This window comes from Acetobacterium bakii, from assembly GCF_001263355.1.
GTDB lineage: Bacteria > Bacillota > Clostridia > Eubacteriales > Eubacteriaceae > Acetobacterium > Acetobacterium bakii.
The window spans coordinates 1-15,733 of the sequence record NZ_LGYO01000005.1 but is presented as its reverse complement, the minus strand read 5'-3'; the positions used below and the strand labels follow the sequence as shown (position 1 = coordinate 15,733).

Sequence of the window (15,733 nt, the reverse complement as noted above, 5' to 3'; positions counted from 1 at the left end):
TTGTGAAAACTGACATCAAAGCAACAATTGTTCGATTATTCTAAATTTTGCAATTACCTATAATCAAAGAAACCAAGGAGAAAAAATAGATGGGAATATTATTTGGAACAGATGGAGTACGCGGGGTTTATGGGAAAGAGTTAACCACAAATCTGGCTTTTAAACTGGGTCAGGCAGGTGCCAGCGTATTGGGGGCAAACAGTCATCAACCTAAATTTATAATTGGCATGGATACCCGTATTTCCGGGAAAGCGCTTGAAATGTCGTTAACCCAAGGCATTTTATCCGTTGGCGGGGAGGTTATTCTGGTGGGTGTTCTGCCCACCCCGGCCATTGCAGTTATCGCAAGAGAATTAAAGGCCGATGCCGGGATTGTCATATCAGCATCCCACAACCCCTATGAGTTTAACGGTATTAAGTTTTTTAATGGCCAGGGCTTTAAATTATCGGATGCCATTGAAGACCAAATTGAAAGCATTATTCTGGAAAATAAAGAGATCATTCTTAAAGACGGAGGAACCACACGGAACTTGGATAAACCTGAGGATTATTATCTGAATCATATCCGAAAGGCATCCACCGGAACTTTATTGGGGATGAAAATGGTACTCGACTGTGCCAATGGCGCTTCGTTTGCCATTGCTCCCGATTTTTTCAGGGGTTTAGGTGCCGAAGTGGTGGTTATTGGAAATGATCCCAATGGAAAAAACATTAATTGCGGTTGTGGATCCACCCATCTTAAACCGCTTCAGGAACGAGTTGTCCAGGAAGGCGCTCAAATTGGGATTGCCTTTGATGGTGATGCGGATCGTTGCCTTGGGGTGGATAATGCCGGGAACATCATTGACGGGGATAAGATTATGAACCTGATTGGCCGAAAAATGAAGGCTATGGGAACATTGAAAAAAGATACTGTTGTTGTTACGGTAATGAGCAATATCGGACTGGATGTGGCTCTCAACAGTAATGGCTGTAAAACCATTAAAACCGATGTCGGGGATCGCTATGTTTTAGAGGCCATGGTTGCCGGGGGCTACAACCTTGGTGGGGAGCAGTCCGGTCATTTAATACTTTTGGATTATAACACCACCGGGGATGGCATGCTCACTGCCCTAATGCTTCTGGAACTTTTACGGGATGAGGAACAGGATGCCCAGACATTGTCGAATCTGATGACGGTATTCCCGCAAATCCTGGTAAATGCCAGAGTGGACAATTTGAAAAAGTTGGATTATCTTAAGGATGATATCATTCAAAAACGGATTGAAGAGGTCGAAGTCCATTTCCAGGGACAAGGAAGAGCCTTGATTCGACCATCGGGAACGGAACCTTTGGTACGCGTAATGATTGAAGGGCAAAATCAGGAAGAACTTTTATTAATTGCAAATGGTTTGGCAGCCCTGATTGAACAGCGTCTGGGGACGGAACAAGCTCTGACGCAATAAATTAACCTTTAAGAAATGAGGGCAAATGCCCTCGTTTTTTTGCATTTAAAATTTATTTATGATAAAATTAAAAAGCATGTTTCTCAATCGCTGGATGGAGAAAAGAATGCTATGGGACCAAGAATACAAAAAAGAAGCGCCAGAACTCAAGTGACGGTCCACACAGAAATTGAGTTGACGAGGACAGGGAGTATCGAAAATTCGGCGGATGCCCTGAAGGTATGATGGATAAATCTGAGAAGTGATTTTCAGCACAAAGACATCCTACAAATATTTTGAAAACAGGTGAAAAAAATGTGTGGAATTGTCGGTTACATCGGAGACAAACAGGCCCAGGAAATATTAATGGACGGGCTTTCAAAATTGGAATATCGCGGCTATGATTCAGCCGGGATCGCAACCCTTGAAAATGGAAAAATTTTAGTAAAAAAGAAAAAAGGACGCCTGCAAAATCTCAGTGATTGTCTGGAGCTCACGCCCTTAAACGGGAAAATTGGAATTGGACATACCCGGTGGGCAACCCACGGGATACCTTCCAATGTGAATTCGCATCCTCATTGCAGCCTTAATAATCAAATTGCCGTGGTTCATAATGGCATTATTGAAAACTACATGGATTTAAAAGAAGAACTGCTGGCCTTGGGCCACCTTTTTGCATCGGATACTGACACCGAGGTGATTGCTCATCTGCTCTGTGAGCTGTACAATGGGGATATGGTTGAAACGCTTCAAACGGCCATGAAAAAAATGAAAGGGTCCTACGCCCTCGGGATCCTTTGTTCGGATGAACCGGAAAAAATTGTGGTTGTGCGAAAAGACAGTCCCTTGATTGTGGGATTGGGATCCGGGGAAAACTTTATTGCTTCGGATATTCCGGCAATTTTGAAATATACCCGGGAAGTTTATTTGCTGGATAACGGCGAAATCGCCATTCTGACAAAAGATACCATTGTGGTGCTGGATGCCAATGGTGAACCAGTTGATAAGGCCGTATTTCATGTGGATTGGGATCCGGGTGATGCCGAAAAAGGCGGTTATGATCATTTCATGATGAAAGAAATGACCGAGCAGCCTAAAGCTATGGTGGATACCCTTGCCGGCCGGTTAAATACTGACGGGATCAGGCTCGATGATATCAATTTAGATGCCGAAACCATGAAGAACATCAATCGGATTCATATTGTGGCCTGTGGAACTGCCTATCATGCGGGAATGGTCGGAAAATTCTATTTTGAAAAATTTGCCAGGATTGCGGTGGAAACCGAAGCCGCGTCGGAATACCGCTATAAAGATCCCATACTGGATAAAAAAACCCTGCTTATTGTGGTTAGTCAATCCGGTGAAACCGCGGATACCTTAGCCGCTATTCGTTTGGCAAAAGAAAAAGGGGCCCGTGTTCTGGCGGTAACCAATGTGGTGGGAAGTTCCATTGCCAGGGAAGCCGATGATGTTCTCTATACCAATGCCGGACCGGAGATCGCGGTAGCTTCGACCAAAGCCTATCTCACTCAGGTTGGCTGCATGCTGGTGCTGGCCATGCACCTTGGTCAATTAAACGGTGAGATTATTTCTGAAGAAATGAAACGTTTGGGGCATGCTCTTTTAAATACTCCGGAGCTTGTACAAAAGGCGATGGAATCAAAAGAAGCGGTGAAGACCTTTGCGTATCAGCACTTTAACATCAATGATCTTTTCTTCATTGGCCGCGGTTTGGATTTCTATACCTGTTTGGAAGGGTCCCTTAAGTTAAAAGAAATTTCCTATATTCACTCCGAAGCATACGCCGCCGGGGAACTCAAGCACGGACCCATTGCCCTGATTGATGATGGAACCATTGTGGTGGCTGTTTGTACCCAGGAAAAGGTATTTGAGAAAATGCTCAGCAATATTAAGGAAGTTAAGGCCCGGGGGGCTTTTGTTCTGGCCATTGTTCAGGAAGCTCATAAGGGTATTGCCTCCGAAGTGGATGAGGTTTTTGTTATTCCCAACATGGATGATGACATTACCCCGATTCCCACGGTGGTTTACCTTCAGCTGCTGGCCTATTACCTGGCAGTGGCAAGAGGCTGTGATGTTGATAAGCCCAAGAATTTAGCAAAAAGTGTTACCGTGGAATAAGTTCTAGTAAAAATGAAGCCCATGGTTTACCAAGCATAACGAATGTTAGCTGTATCTTCTGAGCTTATGCAGAAGGTACAGCTTTTTATATGTGAAACAATTAAAGAAAGAAGAGAGAATACAATGACAACCGTAAAGTTTAAAGATTACCCTTTGAGTGATGCCCTTTTAAAGGCCATCGAAAAATTGAATTTCAAAAACCCCACTAAGGTACAACAGGCTGTGATTCCGGTAGCTCTGGAGAATAAAGATATTCTCTGTAAGGCCCAAACCGGCAGCGGAAAAACCGCTGCTTTTGGTATTCCCATTTGTGAATTACTGGATTGGGAAGAAAACAAACCCCAGGCTCTGGTACTCACACCAACCCGTGAGCTGGCCATCCAGGTCCACGAAGATATTTTTAATATTGGTCGTTTCAAACGGGTTAAGGTTTCCGCACTCTATGGAAAATCACCGATCAGACGTCAGGAAAAAGAACTGAAACAAAAAACCCATGTGGTGGTTGGAACTCCCGGTCGGGTTATGGATCATATTGTGAGAGGAACATTGCTTACCGATGAAATAAAATACCTGATCATCGATGAAGCCGATGAAATGTTGAATATGGGCTTCATTGATCAGGTTGAGGAAATCATCAATGAAATGCCGAAGGATCGTGTTACCATGCTATTTTCGGCAACCCTGGAACCGGAAATACAGCGACTCTCGAAACGCTACATGAAGGAGCCACTGATTATCGAAATTGAAGCCGAAACCCAACGCACCGATGCTATTGACCAGGAACTGTACGAATCGGAAAATGGCGACAAAATGGAGCTTTTAAGGGATGTTCTGCTGGTGGAAAATCCTGACAGCTGTATTATCTTTTGCAACACTCAGGAACGGGTGAATGCCATTTATAATTCCCTTGGTCAGGATAATAACGCTTGTGAAAGAATCCATGGCGGCATGGAACAGGATGACCGAACCCGGGTAATGTACCGCTTTAAAAAAGGGGAGTTTCGCTATTTAATCGCCACCGATGTGGCGGCCAGAGGTATTGATGTTCATGAAATTTCCCATGTCATCAATTATGATGTACCCTGGGAAAAAGAAACATACGTTCATCGGATTGGTCGTACCGGACGCCGGGGCAATACCGGAAAGGCCATTACCTTAATAATCGGAAAAGAAAATCGTTTAATACGGGAAATTGAAGAATTCACTGAAAAAGTAATCACTCGCAAAGAAATCCCTACAAACGCCAGTCTCGACACCCTAAAGCCGGCTTTTAATGAAAAAATCCAGGAAAAACCGGAAGAGAAAAAAGACAAGGCTTATGATTTATCCAAAGAAATTATGAAAATTCATATCAATGCCGGTAAAAAGACAAAAATGCGGGCTGTGGATATTGTGGGAACGCTCTGTAATCTTCAGGGAATGACTGCGGATGATATCGGGGTCATCTCGATTTTAGATGTATCCACCTTTGTGGAAATTTTAAACAATAAGGGACCCCAGGTGCTGGCAGAATTACAGACCCGAAATATCAAGGGACGTCCCCGGAAGGTTTCGATAGCCGAGGATAAACCCATAACCCTTCAGCGCAAGAAACCAATCCGCCGGTTTTATTAAAAAGACCGGAAATAAAACTAAACGAGGTTCATAATGGATTACAAAAAAGCAATTGCTGCCTTTACACCCGGTTCAGTCCAGGAAGCCGCCGATCAGCAAACCATGTTGTTTTTTATTGAAAATAATCCCGGGGATGTGCTTGTGCGTGCAAATAAAATTGCCCATATCACCAGTTCAGCCATGATATTCAATGAAACCATGGATAAGCTGCTCATGGTTTATCATAATATTTATCAGTCATGGTCATGGACTGGTGGGCACGCTGACGGTGATACCGATCTATTGTATGTAGCCATGAAAGAAGCACGGGAAGAAACCGGATTAAAGAATATTAAAGCCTGCTCAGATAAAATAGTTTCACTGGATGTCCTGCCGGTTTTCGGGCATCTAAAAAACAATGAGATAATATCCGCTCATTTACATCTTTCAGTTGCTTATATTTTACAGGCCTCAGAAGCAGAATCTATTTGCATCAAGCCAGATGAAAACAGTGGGGTCCGGTGGATTCCGATTGGCGAACTGTCTGATTATGTGAGTGAACCACATGTCCAGGTTGTTTATGATAAAATATTGAAGAAGGTATTTCAGCAGTCATTTTTAGGATAAAACGGAGGAAATCATGTCAATTTTAAAAGCTATTGAGTTTTCTGCCTGTGCCCATTTAGGACATTTTAGAAAGGGTTCCAAGGTGCCATATATTACCCATCCCTTTTTAGTGGCCAAAATTTTGGCGGAAGCTGTGGATCCTGAAACTAACGAGGCGCTTATTAGTGCCGGACTTCTACATGACACCGTTGAGGATACCGTTACGACCATAGAGACCATCCGTGAAGAATTTGGCGAAGAGGTAGCAGTTTTAGTGGCATCAGATTCTGAAAACAAACAACTCTCCTGGGAAATGCGTAAGCAAAACACCATTGATTTTTTAAAGAATGAAGCAACCAGGGATATGCAGCTGCTGGCCTGTGCGGATAAGCTTGCGAATATTCGCAGTATTAAAGAAGATTATGAAAAAATCGGTGACGCAGTTTGGGATATTTTCGTTCGTGGAAAAGAAAAACAGGGCTGGTACTATAAAGGTATTGTCGAGTCCCTGGCACCTTTGGCTGGGTTGCCCATGTACACAGAGCTTTCCCAGCTTACCAAGGAAATATTTGATTAATCCAAATCAACGTTTATTATTAAAAAAATATTCTCGACTCAACCAGACTTTCATATTGATTTTGGTTGGGTCATTTTTTATTAAAAATTGATAGCGTTTAAATAGAAATTTTAAATGAAAAACGCTTGAATTAACATACTCTTAACATTCTCTTTACGCTTACAAAACATTTTAATAGTATTTATTTGATAAGATAACCAAGGAAATTGAAATTAAATTAAAAAAGAAATTTTAGGAGAAAACAATGAGAAAAAGTTTAAAAAAAGTATTGTTGGTTCTTTTGTTTAAAAGACTGGGGGGAACTCGAGCTGTCTAGGAGAAAGATTCCCTTGCGGGAGTCTTGTTTTGAGGAAAAAATGCCCATGTTTTGTAAAACTTGGGTGTAAGAAATGGAGCAATTTTATTGGAAGCGATTAAACGCAAGAAAATTAAAGAGAAAATAATCGAAAACTTTTTCCTCATTTGTGCTTTTGTGGCAGTGGTCAGCGTTTTGGCGATTACTTTCTTTGTATTCTACAATGGCTTAAAACCCTTTGTATCCAACAGTTATCCCTTTTGGAATTTTATATCCGGAGTGGAATGGCGGCCGGGTTCCAATATGTACGGGATCTTCTACATGATTGTCGGCTCAATTTTTGGAACCCTGGGAGCCATTCTCTTAGGTGTACCTATTGCTATTCTTACTGCGGTCTATATTGCAGAAATGGCCGATAGTCGGATTGGTAAAATAATCCGTTTTGCGGTTGAACTTCTGGCCGGGATTCCATCGGTGCTTTACGGGGTTTTTGGGTTGGGAATCATTGTTCCCTATGTTTTGAAAATATCGCCGATGGCCCAGGGAGAATCGTTGCTGGCAACCATTCTGGTTCTGGCCATTATGATTTTGCCAACGGTCGTCAGTATTTCCGAAACCTCAATCAGTGCCGTACCCAAAGAGTACCGGGAAGGTTCCTATGCATTAGGAGCATCCAAAATCCAAACCATTTTTAAAGTGGTATTGCCTGCGGCGCGGTCTGGGGTTATGACCGGGGTAATTCTGGGGATTGGCCGAGCCATTGGAGAAACCATGGCGGTAATGCTGGTTTGCGGAAATCCCATTGCCGGGATTCCAACCAGTCTCTTTGACCAGATTCGCCCGCTTACAACAAACATTGCCCTGGAAATGGGTTATGCTTCCGGAGTACATCAAGAACTGTTGTATTCCACCGGGGTGGTCCTGTTTGTTTTTATTATGATCATCAACCTGGCTGTAAATAAATTGGTAAAAACAAAGGTGGGAAGTTAAAAATGACACAAAAAATAAAAGATACTATTGTAAAAGGCGTTGTATATCTGGCTACCGGAATCACGCTTTGTGTCTTGCTTTTTATTATTGGCTTTATCTTTATAAAGGGCATTGGCCTGATTAACTGGAACTTTATCAGCCGGGATTATAACGATACGACATTTTATGCATTTGTCCAGGAAAGCAATAGTCCAACGACTCTTGATGAAAAGGTGCAGGAAAACAAGTCGGATTATGATAAAAAATATGAAACGCCTTTGGAAGCCCCGGTTTATGTTGAGAGTATCGGTGCTGAAATCACCAAGGTTTTATACAAAAACTATACCACTGAAAAAGAACAGTTTATTATTTCCTATATTAGCAAAGGATCTCCTCTTCTGAGTGCGGTGAATTCCAATGGCACAAGTATTGATGTAAGCACTGATTTTGTTCTGGAAAGTGTCAATGGAAATGAGTTTACCGGTATGTCAACAGAAGAAGTGAAAACCCTCATTAATGATCAGTCTGGTGAGTTAAAGATTAAAATGGTTGAGCCGGGTGGCGGCATCCGATCAAATATTATTACTACCTTATATATGATTCTCTTATCTTTGGTAGTCGCGTTGCCCATTGGAATTTTTGGGGCTATTTATCTGACCGAATATGCAAAACCCGGAAAGATAGTGAATGCGATTCGTTTCGCAGCGGAATGTCTGGCAGGGATCCCCTCCATTATCTTTGGACTTTTTGGGATGGCGTTCTTTGTTGTGGCATTGAATTTTCAAATCTCCCTGCTATCAGGGAGCTTAACTGTGGCGATTATCCTTTTGCCGGTGATTATACGAAGTACCGAAGAAGCTCTGAAAACAGTGCCAATCGCCTTTAGAGAAGGATCTCTGGCATTGGGGGCGACCAAACTTCAAACGATTTTCAAAATTATTCTGCCCTGTGCGGTGCCGGGGATTGCCACAGCGGTGCTTTTGAGCATCGGCCGGGTGATTGGAGAGTCGGCGGCATTATTATTAACCGCTGGTACCGTTGCCCAAATTCCGGGAACGCTTTTTTCTCCTGGAAGCACACTGACCGTTCAGGCATACTATGTGACCAAAGAGGAAGGGAATATTGAAATGGCTTGTGCCATTGGGATTGTAATTATTGTTATTGTTATAATACTAAATATTCTGTCCCGGATTGCATCGGATAAACTGAATGTCTTTAATAAAGAATGAAATGAGGTGAAATATGGACAACAAAGTAAAATTCAACACAAAAAATCTTGATTTGTTTTATGGAGATTTTCAGGCGCTGAAATCCATTAATATGGAAATCTGCGAAAATGAAGTCACCGCATTTATAGGACCTTCCGGATGTGGCAAATCAACGTTTTTACGTTGCCTTAACCGAATGAATGATCTCATAGACTGTGTTGATATCAAAGGCGAAATTATTTTTGATGGCAAGGACATTAATGGGGACATTGATGTCATTAACCTGCGTACCAGGGTGGGGATGGTTTTTCAGAAACCCAATCCATTCCCCATGAGTATCTATGACAACATTGCCTATGGTCCCAAATGCCAGGGGCTTAAGGATAAAGCAAAACTGGATACCATTGTCAAAGACAGCCTTGAACGGGCGGCCTTATGGGATGAAGTAAAGGATCGTTTAAACAAATCCGCACTGGGTCTTTCCGGTGGACAACAGCAAAGGCTGTGTATTGCAAGAACCATTGCCATGAACCCGGAAGTCATATTGATGGATGAACCGACCTCGGCGTTAGATCCCATAGCAACCTTGAAAATAGAAGACCTTATGCAAAGCTTAAAGAAACTTTACACTATTATCATTGTTACCCATTCGATGCAGCAGGCCGGGCGAATTTCTGATAAAACAGCTTTCTTTTTGATGGGAGAGGTGATAGAATTCAATGAAACACCAAAAATCTTCACAAATCCCGATGATAAGCGCACAGAGGATTATATTACAGGACGTTTTGGTTGATTAGAGGAGGAAAATGATGCGAAAAGAGTATAGCAAAGAATTACAAGTTATTAAAGATGAAATCCTTTTGATGTCAACGGTGACTGAAAAAATGCTTTCGGATTCTATATTTGCTCTAAGAAATCAAGATGTTGAACTGGCAAAATCAGTGATTGATCGTGATGATTTGGTGGATAAGAAGGAAATTGATCTTCAGTTGGAAGTAGGTCGGATTATTGCTACGCAAGGCCCGGTGGCTACTGATTTAAGGCGCATGGCGTCGGCTTATAAAATCATTACAAACCTCGAGCGAATTGCAGATTTAGCGGTGAATATTTCTAAACGGGTTATTGAATTGGCGGATGAAACCTATATGAAAGCATTAATTGATATCCCCAAAGAAAGTGAGTTGGCGGAACAGTTATTGAAGCTTTCAATCCAGGCTTTTATTGAAGAAGATATTAGTGGGTTGAAAAATGTAGCTGCTTTGGAAGATGAAATCGATGCGCTAAATGTAGAAATCCATCGTGAATGCATCGAATATATGATGGCGGATAGAAAAAATGTCTTTCAGGGATCGATTTTTAGTACTATTGGAAGTTATCTTGAGCGTATTGGGGATCATGCGACTAATATTTTTGAGACTGTTTATTATATTTCAACCGGTGATTATATCGATTTTAATGATTTGGATGAAAAGATCATCGATAAGAGTCAGAAAAAAAATAAATAAAATGAAGTGCTCGCCCAAAATTTGGGACCAGGGGTTTAACTCCTGGTCTTTTTTTGATTGTTGATTAAATAAAAATTGAAAGAATACTATTTCAACAGTTATATTTTGTTGTTATATAGCAAGCCTATCCAGTATAACTGGTTCTTTATTAAAAGAGTTTGTAACCTGTGTCATGGTCATGGGATTTAAAAGGCGCTCCAATTCTACAGATGTTAACAGGCCCTCGTTCAAAATAATATCTTTTACTTTGGTACCGGTCTTTAAGGCTTTTTCGGCGATTTTTGCGGATCGTGCATAGCCAATATAAGGGCAGAGGGCTGTCACAATGCCAATACTTTCGTTGAGTAGCTCTTCGCATCGTTCTCGATTAGCGGTGATCCCGGAAATGCAATGATCCACAAAAGTCATGGTTGCATTTTTTAGGGTTTCAATTGATTCAAACAAGTTATAAAAAAGAACTGGTTCAAAAGCATTGAGTTCCAATTGACCGGATTCGGCGGCCATAGTAATGGTAAAGTCATTGCCAATAACATTAAAAGCCACCTGGGAAACAACTTCCGGAATTACCGGATTGATTTTTCCAGGCATAATGGAAGAACCGTTTTGTTTAGATGGTAAAAAAATCTCACCCAGGCCGGTTTTGGGACCACTGGACAATAATCTTAAATCGTTGGCCATCTTGGATAAATTAACAGCATAAGTTTTTAAAACACCGGATACACAGACGAATCCATCAACATTTTGAGTTGCATCGATTAAATCTTCTGCCTGAACCACTTTAAATCCAGTTACTTTTTGAAGGTTATGAGCGATGCTGTTTAAATACTGGCTGCTTACATTTATGGAGGTGCCAATGGCGGTTGCACCCATATTGATGGTCAGCATTTCATTTTGAACCTGCAATAATCGTGTCATGTCCCGTTTTACCAATGAGGCAAAGGCATGAAAGGATTGACCCAGTCGAATGGGTACCGCGTCCTGGAGTTGTGTCCGGCCCATCTTAATTACATCATCGAATTCTAAAGCTTTTATTTCCAGGGCATTAAATAACCGCTTTATTTCCCAGATTGCTTTTGGCAGCATTTTTAGAACTGCCAGCTTTCCGGCAGTTGGAAAGACATCATTGGTGGATTGCGACATATTCACGTGATCATTGGGGTTAACCAGAAAATAATCCCCTTTAGTGCCGCCAAGATACTCAATGGCAATATTGGCAATTACTTCGTTGGCATTCATATTAGAAGAGGTGCCGGCACCACCTTGGATAGGATCGACGATAAATTCATTGTGAAATTTTCCGGAAATAATTTCGTTGCAGGCATATATAATGGCATTGGCAATGGTTGAGTCCAAATGATTTGCATCTCTATTGGTAATGGCTGAAGCTTTTTTAATCAATGCAAGGCTGATGATGAGTTCCGGGTGAATGGTTCGATTGGTAATGTGAAAATTATGCTTAGCCCTTAATGTTTGAATCCCATAGTAAGCTTGCATTGGGACTTTCAGGCTTCCGAGTGAATCTGATTCTATTCTTGTGTCCATTTAAATTTCCTCGCTTCCAATTTCTTAATGCAGTAAGCCTAACATGCATTTGGATTAATGTAAATACGCTAAACGCAAGTACGAATAAAAGCAACAAATGTCCAGTCCAGACTTAATTTATGCTAACAATGGGACGCATTTTGTTTATTTTATTAAGTCGTGAAATAAGTAAAATAAACTCAGTAACTTAATGTTTTTAATCAAAATTGGTAAATCTATTGCAAAATTGATTGATTAACCTTATTATATTAAGTATATTGTATTTGTGATTTACAGGATGCATTTATAATAAAAAAAAGAAAGGTGATGTTTAGGTGGAGAGAAACCAATAAAATTCTTTTCAGCAGACGTGAATGTGAATGATATGAACTTGGATAGTATCGATTTTAAATTGATTGATTATTTACAGAAGAATGCCCGGTGTTCCCTTAAATATTTAGCGAAAGAAGTGTTCTTATCAACTCCAGCCGTTTCGGCCAGAATATTAAAACTGGAAGAGGCTGGTATTATTACCGGCTATTCGGCATTGGTTAATCCAATAAAATTAGGTTATAATATTAAGGCGTTTATAAATCTGGAAATGACACCCCGGCAAAAGATCGAGTTTTATCCCTTTATTGCAGCATGCCCCAACGTGATTGAATGCAATTGTGTTACCGGAAAGTATTCCATGCTAATCAATGTCGCCTTTTCCACAACGGTTGAGTTGGATACATTTATTGGCGTTTTACAAAAGTATGGAAATACCGAAACCCAGATTGTTTTTTCCACACCGGTTGAACATCGGGGAATTGATGTGTTAGCTTCAAATTTATCATGAAATGAATTGGGCAAAAGAATAACTCCATTAAAATTTGCATTATAATGGAGTTTGGGTTTAAAAAAATTATTAGTGCTAATCTTTTAATTAGCAACTAACATTGGTATTTATAGATCAAAGGCCTTGGCAGTTGCAGTTACGGCAATGTCACGATCCGTTGTTTTAATGACACAACTGATCCGAATTTCAGAGGTTGTAATCATGAGGATCTGAATATTATTATCAGTCAGCAGTTGAAAAAATTTCGCAGCAACCCCTGATTGGCTTCGCATTCCAACGCCTACTACCGAAAGTTTTGAGACATTTTCGTTGATAATTACCCCAATGCCAGGATATTTTTCTTCAAAGCAATTCAGAATTTTTCTGGCATCCGCCAAATCCTGAACCGGTGCAGTAAAAGAAATATTTATAAGACCTTTAACAGGAGCACCTTGGCTAATCATATCGATATTAATGGATTTATTGGCAAACTGACTGAAAAATTGTGACGTAATGTTCAAATCAAATGGAATATCCCGAATGGTGATCATCAATTCATCATTATCAATGGCCAGTCCGGTAATGGATTGTCCTTCCATATGGTTACCTCCTTTATTAATGATTGTTCCGGGAACATCAAATTCACTGGAAGCAACCACGATTTTTGTATTATATTTACTGGCAAGTTCAATGGCCCGTGGGTGCATAACCCCGGCACCAAGGCTTGCCATTTCCAGCATTTCTTCATAGCTCACGGTGTCAAGTTTTTTTGCTTTATCATAAAGACGCGGGTCGACGCCGTAAATCCCTTCCACATCGGTGTAAATTTCGCAGGTTGCATCGAGGACACAAGCCAGTGCAACGGCACTGGTATCCGATCCCCCACGACCCAGAGTGGTGACATCATCATTTTCATTAACTCCTTGAAATCCAGCCACAATGACAATTTTATCCTCATGGAGTGCTTCAAGTATTTTGGTGGTGTCAATCCCTTCAATTCGGGATTTTGTATGACGGCCACTGGTGCGAATCCCGACCTGGGGGCCAGTGAATGAAATGGCATCATAACCCATGGATTGCAGAGCCATGGATAAAAGGGAAATAGAAACCTGTTCACCGGTGGAAAGAAGTCGATCCATTTCCCGTTTGGGGGGAGTGGGGCTAATGTCATAGGCCAGTTTGACCAGGTCATCGGTTGATTTTCCCATTGCCGAAACGACCACCAAAATTTGATGGCCGCTTTCTTTCTTCTTAATAATGCGTTTTGCAACGTTCTTAATACGTTCAACAGAACCTACGGAGGTTCCGCCGTATTTCTGAACCACAATGTTCGACATGGTTATGTCCTTTCTTATTTTGAAAATTTGTTAGGGTCAGTCATTTATGAGCATGGACATATCATAAAGTCCGGGACCTTTTGCGGCAATATATTTGGCTGCTTTCAGAGCACCTTCGGCAAAGACTTTTTTCGAGAGGGCAGAATGTTTAATTTCGATGATTTCATCATTGCCGGCAAAAATAACCGTGTGTTCTCCGGGAATGGTACCGCCGCGGATGGCATGAATGCCCATTTCATTTTCACTGCGTTTGGCATCTCGGCCGTAGCGGCCAAAGGTATAGTCTTTTTTGTTCATCAGTCCGTCATTGACGGCATCAGCCAGAAGCAGGGCAGTGCCGCTGGGAGCATCAATTTTTTTGTTGTGGTGTTTTTCGATAATTTCAATATCAAAACCTTCTTCCAAAGGCCCTGCAATGTCCTTTAAAGCCTTGGCTAAAAGATTGATTCCCAAGGACATGTTGGCAGTTTTAAAGATTGGAAAATCCTTGGCGCCTTCTTTAATAGCGGCTAAATCTGTTTCGGATAATCCGGTTGTGGCAATGACAATGGGGGTTTTATGGGCGGATGCGTATCCAAAGATTCCCGAAAAGGCTTTATAGTGTGAAAAATCAATGATCACATCAATTTGTTCCTGACAATTGTTTAAATTCGTATAGACAGGAAAAGGCAGCGTCGTATTCTCGACATGGTCATAGCCAGCGGCAATCCGGCATTCAGGGGCATCCTGGATAATCTTCATAAGCATGGCTCCCATGGCTCCGGACACACCGGTGAGTAAAATATTCAACATAAGGGTACCTCCTAGAGTAATCCGTAGGTTTTAAGATCGGCAACGAGCTTTTCCTGGTTGACATCTTCCATTTCGATGAGTGGAAGACGCATTTCGCCGGTATCCAAACCCATCAGACCCATGGCGGTTTTAACCGGAATCGGGTTTGTTTCATAAAACATGGCACGGTTAATCAAGTTTGTTTTAAACTGGAGTTCCCGGGCTTTTTCAAGATTGCCATCCATAAAGGTGGCGACAAGATCGTGCATGTCCTTAGGAATAATATTGGCTGAAACTGAGATAACCCCTTTGCCGCCCACTGCCAGAACCGGCAGCACATGGTCGTCATTGCCGCAGTAAATGTCAATGTCATCGCCGCAAAGCCGGGCGATTTCCGTAATTTGGCTAATATCTCCGCTGGCTTCTTTAACCCCGGCGACATTGGAAATTTTACTGAGTTCTTGAATGGTGCTCACCTCAATGTTAAGACCCGTACGACTGGGAACATTGTAAATGATCACAGGGATGGTAATAGCATTTGCAATGGCCTTAATATGGGCAATAACGCCTTTTTGGGTGGACTTATTATAGTATGGGTTAATAATCAGGGCAGCATCTGCTCCAGCTTTTTCAGCTTGTTTTGACAGCATAATGGAATAGGCGGTATCATTGCTGCCGGTTCCGGCCACAAAAGGCACGCGACCATTGATATATTTCCCGGCATCCTGTAAAATATCCAGATGTTCGGGATCGGTAAGGGTTGAGGTTTCACCGGTGGTTCCGGCAATCAGGATGGCATCGGTACCCTGTTCTATTTGCCAGTCGATCAGTTGATGGAATCGTTCATAATCAATCTTGTTATTTTTGAATGGTGTAATCAGAGCGACACAGCTTCCAGTAAAAATACTCATTTTGTTTCTCCTTTAATATAATTGATTTTAGGTAATTGCGAAATTCAAAAGAAACGA

14 protein-coding genes are annotated in these 15,733 nt (G+C 41.5%); 10 read left to right on the top strand and 4 right to left on the bottom strand.

What is annotated here, in order from left to right; all coding sequences use genetic code 11:
- Window positions 1–89: 89 nt before the first annotated feature.
- The 9 genes from glmM to phoU all read left to right on the top strand — a co-directional run bounded on the left by glmM (window position 90) and on the right by phoU (window position 10,316).
- Window positions 90–1,445, top strand: coding sequence for a phosphoglucosamine mutase (gene glmM / locus AKG39_RS01750; RefSeq protein WP_050738645.1), 1,356 nt, complete (start codon window positions 90–92; stop codon window positions 1,443–1,445).
- A gap of 294 nt (window positions 1,446–1,739) precedes the next feature.
- Entirely contained in the window at window positions 1,740–3,563 is a 1,824-nt protein-coding gene (gene glmS, locus AKG39_RS01740) for a glutamine--fructose-6-phosphate transaminase (isomerizing) (RefSeq protein ID WP_050738643.1), read from the top strand.
- A 123-nt stretch (window positions 3,564–3,686) separates the two neighbouring features.
- A complete protein-coding gene (locus AKG39_RS01735; protein WP_050738642.1) occupies window positions 3,687–5,177 on the top strand; it encodes a DEAD/DEAH box helicase in 1,491 nt (496 codons plus the stop codon).
- Between the two features lie 33 nt (window positions 5,178–5,210).
- A complete protein-coding gene (locus AKG39_RS01730) occupies window positions 5,211–5,783 on the top strand; it encodes an NUDIX hydrolase (protein ID WP_050738641.1) in 573 nt (190 codons plus the stop codon).
- A 13-nt stretch (window positions 5,784–5,796) separates the two neighbouring features.
- Entirely contained in the window at window positions 5,797–6,339 is a 543-nt protein-coding gene (locus AKG39_RS01725; protein ID WP_050738640.1) for an HD domain-containing protein, read from the top strand.
- A 403-nt stretch (window positions 6,340–6,742) separates the two neighbouring features.
- A complete protein-coding gene (gene pstC / locus AKG39_RS01720; RefSeq protein ID WP_050738639.1) occupies window positions 6,743–7,624 on the top strand; it encodes a phosphate ABC transporter permease subunit PstC in 882 nt (293 codons plus the stop codon).
- A 2-nt stretch (window positions 7,625–7,626) separates the two neighbouring features.
- The gene (gene pstA / locus AKG39_RS20785; RefSeq protein ID WP_050738638.1) at window positions 7,627–8,832 is read left to right on the top strand and encodes a phosphate ABC transporter permease PstA; all 1,206 of its coding nucleotides are present in this window, start codon (window positions 7,627–7,629) and stop codon (window positions 8,830–8,832) included.
- Between the two features lie 13 nt (window positions 8,833–8,845).
- On the top strand, window positions 8,846–9,604 hold the full coding sequence (gene pstB / locus AKG39_RS01710) for a phosphate ABC transporter ATP-binding protein PstB (RefSeq protein ID WP_050738637.1): 759 nt from the start codon (window positions 8,846–8,848) through the stop codon (window positions 9,602–9,604).
- 16 nt (window positions 9,605–9,620) lie between these two features.
- A complete protein-coding gene (gene phoU / locus AKG39_RS01705; RefSeq protein ID WP_050738636.1) occupies window positions 9,621–10,316 on the top strand; it encodes a phosphate signaling complex protein PhoU in 696 nt (231 codons plus the stop codon).
- A gap of 111 nt (window positions 10,317–10,427) precedes the next feature.
- Here the strand turns inward: phoU and AKG39_RS01700 are convergent, their stop codons facing one another.
- On the bottom strand, window positions 10,428–11,858 hold the full coding sequence (locus AKG39_RS01700; protein WP_050738635.1) for an aspartate ammonia-lyase: 1,431 nt from the start codon (window positions 11,856–11,858) through the stop codon (window positions 10,428–10,430).
- A 370-nt stretch (window positions 11,859–12,228) separates the two neighbouring features.
- Between AKG39_RS01700 and AKG39_RS01695 the strand changes: the two genes are divergently transcribed.
- Window positions 12,229–12,678 (top strand): Lrp/AsnC family transcriptional regulator, encoded by a 450-nt coding sequence (locus AKG39_RS01695; RefSeq protein ID WP_050738646.1) that lies wholly within the window; start codon window positions 12,229–12,231, stop codon window positions 12,676–12,678.
- A 107-nt stretch (window positions 12,679–12,785) separates the two neighbouring features.
- Here the strand turns inward: AKG39_RS01695 and AKG39_RS01690 are convergent, their stop codons facing one another.
- Genes AKG39_RS01690 through dapA form a run of 3 tightly spaced genes read right to left on the bottom strand, consistent with a single transcriptional unit; the run spans window position 12,786 to window position 15,676 of the window.
- Window positions 12,786–13,994, bottom strand: a complete 1,209-nt coding sequence (locus AKG39_RS01690) for an aspartate kinase (RefSeq protein ID WP_050738634.1) — start codon at window positions 13,992–13,994, stop codon at window positions 12,786–12,788.
- 36 nt (window positions 13,995–14,030) lie between these two features.
- Window positions 14,031–14,786: a 4-hydroxy-tetrahydrodipicolinate reductase gene (gene dapB, locus AKG39_RS01685; RefSeq protein WP_050738633.1), complete on the bottom strand. Its 756-nt coding sequence runs from the start codon at window positions 14,784–14,786 to the stop codon at window positions 14,031–14,033.
- An 11-nt stretch (window positions 14,787–14,797) separates the two neighbouring features.
- A complete protein-coding gene (dapA, locus tag AKG39_RS01680; RefSeq protein WP_050738632.1) occupies window positions 14,798–15,676 on the bottom strand; it encodes a 4-hydroxy-tetrahydrodipicolinate synthase in 879 nt (292 codons plus the stop codon).
- Window positions 15,677–15,733: the final 57 nt, after the last annotated feature.

What these genes read in the sequence shown, in the direction of transcription:
- glmM (WP_050738645.1), top strand. Translation starts at nt 90, where the DNA reads ATGGGAATATTATTTGGAACAGATGGAGTACGCGGGGTTTATGGGAAA.
- glmS (WP_050738643.1), top strand. Translation starts at nt 1,740, where the DNA reads ATGTGTGGAATTGTCGGTTACATCGGAGACAAACAGGCCCAGGAAATA.
- AKG39_RS01735 (WP_050738642.1), top strand. Translation starts at nt 3,687, where the DNA reads ATGACAACCGTAAAGTTTAAAGATTACCCTTTGAGTGATGCCCTTTTA.
- AKG39_RS01730 (WP_050738641.1), top strand. Translation starts at nt 5,211, where the DNA reads ATGGATTACAAAAAAGCAATTGCTGCCTTTACACCCGGTTCAGTCCAG.
- AKG39_RS01725 (WP_050738640.1), top strand. Translation starts at nt 5,797, where the DNA reads ATGTCAATTTTAAAAGCTATTGAGTTTTCTGCCTGTGCCCATTTAGGA.
- pstA (WP_050738638.1), top strand. Translation starts at nt 7,627, where the DNA reads ATGACACAAAAAATAAAAGATACTATTGTAAAAGGCGTTGTATATCTG.
- pstB (WP_050738637.1), top strand. Translation starts at nt 8,846, where the DNA reads ATGGACAACAAAGTAAAATTCAACACAAAAAATCTTGATTTGTTTTAT.
- phoU (WP_050738636.1), top strand. Translation starts at nt 9,621, where the DNA reads ATGCGAAAAGAGTATAGCAAAGAATTACAAGTTATTAAAGATGAAATC.
- AKG39_RS01700 (WP_050738635.1), bottom strand. Translation starts at nt 11,858, where the DNA reads ATGGACACAAGAATAGAATCAGATTCACTCGGAAGCCTGAAAGTCCCA.
- AKG39_RS01690 (WP_050738634.1), bottom strand. Translation starts at nt 13,994, where the DNA reads ATGTCGAACATTGTGGTTCAGAAATACGGCGGAACCTCCGTAGGTTCT.
- dapB (WP_050738633.1), bottom strand. Translation starts at nt 14,786, where the DNA reads ATGTTGAATATTTTACTCACCGGTGTGTCCGGAGCCATGGGAGCCATG.
- dapA (WP_050738632.1), bottom strand. Translation starts at nt 15,676, where the DNA reads ATGAGTATTTTTACTGGAAGCTGTGTCGCTCTGATTACACCATTCAAA.